At 43.3% G+C, this 9,424-nt stretch carries 6 protein-coding genes; 2 read left to right on the top strand and 4 right to left on the bottom strand.

From position 1 onward, the window contains the following. Positions 1 to 155: 155 nt before the first annotated feature. Positions 156 to 2,243 (top strand): serine/threonine-protein kinase, encoded by a 2,088-nt coding sequence (locus tag QUB61_RS27625; RefSeq protein ID WP_333122228.1) that lies wholly within the window; start codon positions 156 to 158, stop codon positions 2,241 to 2,243. Between the two features lie 37 nt (positions 2,244 to 2,280). Here the strand turns inward: QUB61_RS27625 and QUB61_RS27620 are convergent, their stop codons facing one another. Together QUB61_RS27620 and QUB61_RS27615 are read right to left on the bottom strand one after the other, a co-directional pair. Continuing rightward, positions 2,281 to 3,435, bottom strand: coding sequence for an ISL3 family transposase (locus tag QUB61_RS27620; RefSeq protein WP_333122233.1), 1,155 nt, complete (start codon positions 3,433 to 3,435; stop codon positions 2,281 to 2,283). Between the two features lie 20 nt (positions 3,436 to 3,455). Then, on the bottom strand, positions 3,456 to 7,322 hold the full coding sequence (locus QUB61_RS27615) for a DNA polymerase III subunit alpha (protein ID WP_333122237.1): 3,867 nt from the start codon (positions 7,320 to 7,322) through the stop codon (positions 3,456 to 3,458). Positions 7,323 to 7,583: 261 nt separating this feature from the next. On the opposite strand from QUB61_RS27615, the gene QUB61_RS27610 reads away from it, so the two are divergent. Then, positions 7,584 to 8,453, top strand: coding sequence for a DUF4037 domain-containing protein (locus tag QUB61_RS27610; RefSeq protein WP_333122239.1), 870 nt, complete (start codon positions 7,584 to 7,586; stop codon positions 8,451 to 8,453). Positions 8,454 to 8,619: 166 nt separating this feature from the next. On the opposite strand, the gene QUB61_RS27605 is transcribed toward QUB61_RS27610, so the two are convergent. Then, positions 8,620 to 9,039 carry a lysozyme inhibitor LprI family protein gene (locus QUB61_RS27605; RefSeq protein WP_333122243.1) on the bottom strand — a complete coding sequence of 140 codons (420 nt, stop codon included), beginning with the start codon at positions 9,037 to 9,039 and terminating at the stop codon, positions 8,620 to 8,622. 16 nt (positions 9,040 to 9,055) lie between these two features. Continuing rightward, positions 9,056 to 9,370: a DUF2499 domain-containing protein gene (locus QUB61_RS27600; RefSeq protein WP_332990381.1), complete on the bottom strand. Its 315-nt coding sequence runs from the start codon at positions 9,368 to 9,370 to the stop codon at positions 9,056 to 9,058. Positions 9,371 to 9,424 lie beyond the last annotated feature (54 nt).

The raw sequence follows: 9,424 nt of genomic DNA, 5'->3' as shown, positions 1-9,424 counted from the left end.
ATAGTAATCAAAAATAGAGCGGTGGGGCAACCCGTTCTTAAAGCTCAGTTAATGTCCTATGCAATAGCAGGAGTCACTGAGAAGCCTACACCATACTGTACTCAGTTGGTGTAGGAGTTGTCACCTGTGGTGGGAATCTCCAGGCCGGAAAAAAGATGAGCTATTGTCTCAATCCCCATTGCCAAAAGCCGCAGAATCCTGACTCAACCAAGTTTTGTCTGGCGTGCGGCTCAAAATTGCTACTGAAAGAGCGTTATCGCGCCCTTCAACCTATCGGTGAAGGAACATTTGGCAGAACTTTTTTAGCTGTCGATGAAGATAGGTTGGAAACTCGCTGCGCCATCAAACAATTTTTCCCCCAAGTTCAAGAAAAGGCAGAATTAGAAAAGGCAACTGCACTGTTCAAACAAGAAGCTCACCGGCTGCACGAACTCGGAGCACACCCGCAGATTCCAACTTTGCTGGCTTCTTTTGAACAAGCCAAACGCCTGTATCTTGTGGAAGAGTTAATCGAGGGAAATAATTTGTTTCAGGAGTTGCAGCAGCGGGGAGCTTTTAGCGAGGAACAGATTTGGGAATTGTTGATCAATTTGTTGCCTGTTTTGCAATTTGTTCACGAGCACCAGGTGATTCATCGAGATATTAAGCCGGAAAATATTCTGCGGAGAACTCCCCAAAGCTTGGGGGCTGCGGCGGGATATGGCAGATCGACTCCTGGTAAAGGAAAAGGAGGGGCTTCTTTACCTCAATCTTCTGGTGGTATACAAGGGATAATTGTGCCTGAATCTCCTGCATTACAGGGTTCGGCGAGGGGGGGTCAGTTTGTGCTAGTAGATTTTGGAGTTGCTAAGCACATTAGCGGCTTTTCTGAGGCGCAAACTGGGACGATAACTGGAACTGCTGGCTATGCGCCCATCGAACAAATTCGCAGCGGCAAAGCCTATCCGGCGAGCGACCTTTACAGTTTGGGCGTTACCTGCATTCACCTGCTAACTGGGGCGGTTTTGAAGGATTTGTTCGATGCTTTGGAGTGCAAATGGATTTGGCGATCGCACCTGGCGCAAAAAGGCATAAAAGTCAGCCCCAAATTAGCAACTATTTTGAATAAATTGCTCAAAGATTCGGTAAGAGAGCGATATCAATCCGCTGCTGAAGTGTTGCAAGACTTGGTAAAGGTTGGGCAATATCCCCGCTCTCAAATCAGTTATAATTCTCTCACCAAAATAGCTATTAATTCGCCAGTAACTAACTCGCAGCAAAATACAGCAACCGCCGTCTCAGCCGCGCCGCGCCACAAGATTCATGTTGCGCCATCCGCTAGCAATCCGACATTATTGTCTAATAACTGGCGGTGCGAGCGCATTCTCCACGGCCATTCAGCCTCGGTTAATGCTGTTGTTATTAATCCTCAAGGCAATATTCTCGCTAGCGCCAGCGATGATAAAACAATTAAACTGTGGAACCTGCAAACAGGTGAATTCATCCATACTTTTTTCGGCCATTCCGCAACGGTTGATGCTGTGGCAATCAGCCCAGACGGGAGAATGCTGGTTAGCGGCAGTTTTGACAGAAAAGTCATTGAGTGGAAGCTGGATAAAAAGGCGATGATTCGCGAATTTTATAGCGATTTTGGTTCGCCGTACAGTCACCGGTACGGTCCCGTGTACTCGGTGGCTTTTAGTTGCGACTCTGGAGCGATTGCGAGTGGCAGCGGCGACAAGAGTATTAAATTGTGGAACCAGCGCAACGGAGCATTGGTTCAAAAACTTTCGGGACATTCAGACAAGGTTTTATCTGTTAGTTTTCGCCCTCAAAGTATGATGCTTGCCAGCGGCAGTGCTGACACAACTATCAAGATTTGGCGTGTAGGTATTGGGGAGAGTGTACGGACTTTTTTCGGTCATTCAGATTGGGTTTATGCGATCGCATTTAGTCAAGACGGCAAGATGATTGTCAGTGGAAGTGGCGACGCTACTGTTAAATTGTGGAATGCCGATACAGGGGAATTGATTAATACTTTGAGGGGGCATTCTGATGCGGTTATTTCGGTGGCGATGAGTCCCGATGGCGAAATTATTGCTAGCGGCAGTCGAGACGGTACGGTTAAACTCTGGAACCTGGAAACAGGAGAATGTTTGTGCTCTCTTGCGGGGTGCAATCCGGTGGCTTTTAGTCCTGACGGTCAAACTTTAGTCACCGGTGGGGATGGCAGCGAAGTGTTAATTTGGCGGGCGTCTGTTTAATTGGGCGGCTCTCCTGAACTTGTGGTTATAATTTTATCTAATCACAGAAGCAAGCTAATACGCGATTCCTAAAATTATTAAAATTAGAAAAGCCATATCCTTGGCGCATTATCAACTTAATTCGATTGTTGATTCCTTCCATAACGCCACTTGTTGTGCGATTAAGGAAGTAGTTGCAAATACCCTCAAAATGATTTTCAATTGTTGATGCAGATTGTCTAAAAAACACTTGTGCATGATTTAGCCATTCTTTGATTTTTGTCTGCCCTTTTTTGACGGTCAAATTAGTTTCATATATTTCTCTAAATTTTTCTTTCATCTCATACGCAATTTTCAAGCATTCTGACTTACCTAGTACCAATTCTAATTTATCAATTTGAAGAGGATTCAAATTTACTCGATTACTTAACAATAAATATTTACTTTGCCTATCTGTTATTCCGGCTGCTCTACGTAATTTATTCAAATCTTTATTAACTACTTTCATCACATGAAAACGATCGATAATAATTTCAGCCTTGGGAAATACTTTTTTGATAACTTTAGGAAATCCTCCCCACATATCAATACTCACTTCTTCAACTTGTTCCCGAACCTCAATTGCTTGTTTCATAAGGACTTCAATGATTTCTTCAGAGCGATGAGAATCAATCATCTCAATTAAATTACCTTCGGAAATGTCAGCAACAACCGTCACCAAATTTCCTTGACCTTTCCGCATACTTATCTCGTCGAGGCAAATTCGTTTAACCGGTTCCCAATTCGTTTTTTTTTGAGTCTTGTTTGCCTGCTCGAATATTCCTTTTATTTCGTCATAACTCAGTCCTTCTTCTCGTCCGATTTGCTCCATGCTCGAATGTTTGACACGCTCATAAATATTTTGTTCGTATCGTTGAGTATGCCGTCTTTTCATGTCCAAAAAATCTAATTTTTCTGTGGGATATCGTTGGCAATTAGGACAGTAAAACTGCCGTCGCGGGACTTTTAAATACACAGGACGACCAAACACTGGCAAATCTCTTACTAAGATTGCTCGATTCTGATGCAATTGTTCGGTATAATTTTGACACTGATGACAAACCATACCTTCTCCTACAATTCTCAGTCCTAATAAAATTTTTCCATCAATTTGAGTACAACTTTCAACCTTCACTCCAGGCAAGTCTAATATATAGTCCAAATAAAAGTCCATGATAATAAATGTATTTTTTGTTACATTATACACCATAAAGTCAGGAGAGCCAATTGGGCGAGATAACTGAGATACTGGTGAAGGCGATCGGTGTCAGTATCAAGTAAACTACTAGCCCAAGAATGCAAATTAAGTTGCGATCGCATTTCTCGAAACACCGCAGCATCTTCGCGATTGTCTAGAGGAAAAACCCCAGCATCAAATCCAGCCGACTTGAGACGGCTAACAGTTCCCTCGCCATTTTGCACCCATAATTGACGGTTAATGCGAAAGGGTTGACAGGAATATTCACCGACAACAATTCCCCCCACAGAAACGCTAGCATCTTCTCCCCGATTGGAAAGTTCTTCCAAAAGGGCTTTGAGGTCATTGAGTTTTTTCCTGTCTTGTACTTGCTGCGGTGTAAGCTTGACAATCACCATTTCTAAAACTTCCACAGGTTTTGTCGATCGTACAATGTGGACTGGTTCCGTCGGCCAAGGGTTTTTTATTTCCGGTTGGGCCGTCTCGATTTCCTCCGTCTCGGTTTCCTCTGCAACCTGTACTGTTTCAACTGGCTTTGCAGTGTCTACAAGTATCTGAATTTCCTCCCCATCTTTCTCGATTTTTCCACTAATCTGTAAGATAGCATTCTCTACAATGTAAGGTTTCACTTGTTCGTAAGCCTTGGGGAACACAACAGCTTTTATTTGATGTGTCAAATCTTCTAATTGCAAAATAGCCATCGCCTCGCCTTTTTTTGTCACTACAAATTTGATAGCGCTGAGCATGACAATAACTGATACTTTCCCCTTTTTATCTGCTAACTGTTCGAGAGTCACAACATCCGGGTCTTGGTTTACTTGCATGAGAAACTTTAGGGGATGTTCTGATACATAAAAGCCCAGCAATTCTTTTTCCCAACGTAATTTCTCCTGTGGGTCATAATCATCTACCAATTTAGCTTTAGGCGCCGACTCATAGGTATTGACCGACTGACCAAAGCTATTCGTACCTAACAAGTCAAAGAGATTACCTTGCCCGCTTTCTCGGTCTCTTTTGCGCTCTTGCGCCCATTTCATCACCCCTTCGAGGTCCTGTACTAATTGATTGCGGTTGCTGTCAATTTTATCAAAAGCACCGCATTGAATTAAAGCTTCTAAAGCGCGGCGGTTGACAGAATGGAGATTTACGCGATCGCACAAATCTGGTAGCGATTTAAAATTACCCCCTGACTTTCGCGCCTCCAAAATATTTTCAATAGCCCCTTCACCCACATTTTTAACCGCCGAAATGCCAAACAAGATTTTATGTTTTTCAGCTTTAGTCATCTCCATCGGCAATGGCGTAAAAGTAAGTTCAGAACCATTAATATCAGGCGGCTCAACATCAATCTTGAGCTTGAGACAATTAGCAATATATCTCTGTACCTTCTCCTGGTCGCCTCTGTTAGCAGTCAGCAATGCAGCCATGTATTCTACAGGAAAATTTGCCTTTAAATAAGCAGTTTGATAAGTGATATAGGCATAGGCCATTGAATGGGACTTATTAAAGCAATATTCTGCAAATTGAAGCATTTGCCCGAACAACTCTTCGGCAATTCTTTGAGTAACACCATTCTTAGTCGCCCCATCAATAAATGTTTCCTTTTGCTTCTGCATTTCATCAGCCTTCTTCTTACCCATTGCGCGGCGCAGCAAGTCAGCTTGACCTAAAGAATAGCCCGCCAAATCTTGAGCCATCCGCATAATTTGCTCTTGGAAACAAAGCGTTCCATAAGTCTCTTTTAAAATCGGTTCTAACAGCGGATGGTCGTATTTAACCACCTCTCTACCGTGTTTGCGATCGATAAATTGTGGAATCAAACCAGCATCCAGCGGGCCGGGACGATAAAGCGCCAGAATAGAAGAAATATCATCCAGACAGGAAGGTTTAATTTTTTTTACTACATCCAGCATCCCAGAAGATTCCAACTGAAAAATACCTTCTAAATCTCCTTTTTCTAAGAGTTTGTAAGTTTTTTCTACATCTTCTGGCAATCTTTTGTTCCTAGTAAATGTCTCTTGAGCCCTGCGCTCTATATCCGAAGGTAAGCCTTCGGCATCGATAGCTATATCTTGGGTTTGCTTAACATAATCAACTGTTTTTTGGAGAGTTGTTAAATTTTTAAGTCCCAGAAAGTCCATTTTCAGCAACCCCAAAAATTCCAAGTCTTCCATGAAATATTGGGTAATTACAGCACCATTATCATTCTTTTGCAGCGGTACAAGTTCATCCAACGGCTCAGAAGAAATCACCACACCCGCGGCATGAACGCCATAGGTTTTGTTTGTTCCTTCAATCCGAATTGCCATGTCAATCCACTGACGCACTGGGACTTCGGTGCCAGTTTCTGCATTTATGCAAATTGTATTTTCGTAGTTGATTTTAAATTCCTGTGCAGGTGTTGCATCGGAAATCATCACTTTTAGTTTTTCCGGTTTTCCTCGCGAGACGGGAATCATTTTTGCCATTTCGTCTGCTTTTTTGTAGGGAATACCTAAAACTCTGGCAACATCTTTCAAGACCGCTTTTGATGTCATTCTGTTAAAGGTAATAATTTGCGCTACTCGGTCTTCGCCATATTTTTCAGTAACGTATTTAATCATGTCGTCGCGTCTTTCTATGCAGAAATCGCTATCGATATCTGGCATAGATTTGCGTTCGGGATTGAGAAATCTCTCGAATAGTAGTCCGTGGTGTACAGGATCTATATTGGTGATTTTGAGGACGTAGGCAACTAGAGAACCTGCGGCAGAACCGCGTCCTGGGCCGACGGGAATATTGTTATCTCTAGCATATTTCATGTAGTCCCAAACTACTAAAAAGTATTCCGAAAAGCCCATCTGCTGAAGCATTTTCAGTTCGTATTCTAGTCTTTGTTTGTAGATGGGGGGAATTTCATTTCTGGTGCGGGCTTTGAGGCGTTCTAAGAGTCCCAGCCAGGATATTTCTTCTACATAAGTATCGGCTGTATGTTCTGGGGGAATTGGAATTGTGGGAATTCGAGCTTCTCCTGTGAGCTCGTATCTCGATACTTTATTTGCGACCTCTAGGGTATTTTCGATCGCCTCTTTGATTGTTTCATCATCCAAATGGTCTCGAAACAGTTGCGCCATCTCCATAGCAGACTTAAGATATTCAGTACCGCTGTAGCGCATCCGCTTGTCTTCTTCAATCAGTTTGTTGGTGTTAATGCACAGCAAAGCATCATGTGCTTCTACGTCGTTGCAGGAAATATAGTGAGAATCATTGGTGGCAATTATTTTAATATTGAGTTCGCGGGCAATTTTGACGATTTCAACATTAACAATCCGGTCTTCTTGGGAACCGTGGTCTTGAATTTCTAAATAGTAATCTTCTCCAAATATTTCTTGATACTCTTTGGCGACTTCGCGGGCATTATCTAGCTTGCCTTGCAGAATGTTTTGGGGAACTTCGCCGCCCAAACAAGCACTGGTAACAATTAAGCCTTCGGAGTATTGTTTTAGTAGTTGTTTGTTGATGCAGGGGCGGGCAAAAATACCTTTTTCTGGCATTCCCTTTAAGTGGGAAATTGTGGTTAGTTTGACGAGGTTTTTATAACCTTGGGTATTTTTAGCTAAAACAACTTGATGGTATTTTCTTCTACCTTTAACTTTTACTTCAATGTCGCCGTTGACGACATACATTTCATTGCCAATAATCGGCTTAATATTTTTACTTCGGCAAACTTTGATTAGCTCGATCGCCCCGTACATCACCCCGTGGTCTGTAAGGGCGATCGCGGGCATCCCCAATTCCACCGCCCGTTCTGCGAGCTGTTGTAGCTGAGACGCCCCGTCCAGCAGGCTATAATCGCTGTGAATGTGCAAACCAACGAAGGACATAGGGATTTTAGATTTTAGATTTTAGATTTTAGATTCTACACCATTGGCGTGTCAAAGCGTAAAATAAAAAACAAAGCTTTATATCACTTTTGAGCTGGTTTGGGTTGGGGGGTCTGATGTAGCAGCGCATCAGTTCGCCTCCGCCCTATTTGTTAACAATTATCAATTGTTGAGTTACCTGTTCAAAGTTAGGCGTTAAAATGTTGGGTGCTAGAGTTAAGCATTTGCTGTATTTTTTTAAGTACAAAACAAAGTAATTAAATGCTGCACAATTATCAACTAGCTCTCGAAGAAATTCCCCCACTGGCTCAAACTATTGGCGAGCAGTTTAGCAGTTTGCCTCAAGTTGTAGCCGTCGTTTTAGCAGGTTCTCGAACAACTCTAGTTGCGGATGAGTCGTCGGATTTTGATTTTTACGTGTATATTGAAGAGGAAATTCCTGTTGACATACGGGAGGCTATAGGGAGACAATTTTCCGCTCGCATCGAAATCAACAATCAATTTTGGGAACCCGGGGACGAGTGGATAGATATTAACACTGGCTGCGGTATAGATATTATGTACCGCAGGCCCGAATGGATCGAAGAAGAACTCGATCGCGTCCTGGTCAAACATCAAGCATCAGTAGGTTATTCAACCTCTTTTTGGTGGAACGTTCTCACCTCACTATCATTGTATGACAAAGACAGTTGGTTTCAGCAATTGCAAGCAAATGCCGATCGACCTTATCCAGAACAACTCCGTCAAGCCATAACTGCCAAAAATTATCCGATTTTGCGCCGCAATATTTCTGCATTTCGCCACCAGTTGGAATCCGCTGTTTTCCGCCGCGATTCAGTAAGTATTATCCATCGAACAGCAGCTTTTTTAGGCAGTTATTTTGATATTGTTTTTGCTGTTAATTATATCCCTCATCCGGGCGAAAAACGTCTCGTAGAAAGGGCAACAGCTTTGTGTTCAAAATTGCCGGAAGATTTGGAGAGCCAGATTCACAGTCTCACTAATTCTGTTTCGTTACCTGCGGGCGATCGCCAAATTTTACATTGTCTTGATGGACTGGTTGACAGTCTCGATCGATTGTTGATTGAGGCAGGTTTAATTGCTACTAATTCTGTGGCGTTGCAATTCTGAAAGATTGGTGAATTGATTTTTTTACGAACACAGGCGGGACGCCTGTTCCCCAAATACAGGCGGGACGCCTGTGCCACAAATACAGGCGGGACGCCTGTTCCCCAAATACAGGCGGGACGCCTGTGCCACAAATACAGGCGGGACGCCTGTTCCACAAACCGAACTTTTACAAATTTGCTTGTTTCAAATAACCTTCCAAATCTTTAATCCGTTCTTCCGTCACTCTTGCCCTGCAATAACCGTAGGTAGAAGCAGCCAAAGTACCGCCTTCAAACTGCCCTTTTGCATAATCACAACTTTCATCTCGAAATTTGATCCAAGTACGCTGTGCCACCGTCAATCTCTGCTTTTGTCTACTGCTGATTTTTGCTTGCAGTTGCTGATAGACTTGATTGAGCTTTCTGTCGGCTGCCTGAAACTCTTGACTCGAACAGACATTCATCTCTAGTGTGGTTTGAGGATTTTTGCAGTTAGGCTGTTGGGCGACTTGTACGGGAATGTTGCTGGCTTTGCTGGGAAGCAAAAATCCGGCTGTCAATAAAAGCAAACTCGCCGCAAATTTTACCCAAATAGTGCTATTTTTCACTTAGTTTCTCCCTTTTTTAATCTTTAATTTTCTCTGCTGGCTGCGCCGATCGCCAAATCCACCAAGCCGCCGCCCACAGAGTAAAATTGCCGATGAGAGTCATCGCCGCTTGCAGGGTAACGATCCATTCTAGGGCTGGGGAGTTGTCAAAATAGTGCCATGTACAGGCACACATAGCGCTGACGAGAGCGGGCAGCATTCCGGCGGAAAGGGCCCACCAAGCTCGGTTTTGAGTGACTTCGCCGTAAGTCCAAATTAACCAGATGGCGGCAATCCACTCGACGACGCTAGAGACGTGAATAATCCAGGTGGGAATTGACAAAGCGTGCATTTTTTGTATGGTGAACGAAGATGAAAGATTTATCTATCGGGACTTACGCAACTG

Origin of the sequence: Microcoleus sp. C2D2, assembly GCF_036702495.1 — a bacterium.
Lineage (GTDB): Bacteria > Cyanobacteriota > Cyanobacteriia > Cyanobacteriales > Microcoleaceae > Microcoleus.
The sequence above is the reverse complement of the archived record's forward strand: the minus strand, read 5'-3'. Positions and strand labels throughout refer to the sequence as shown.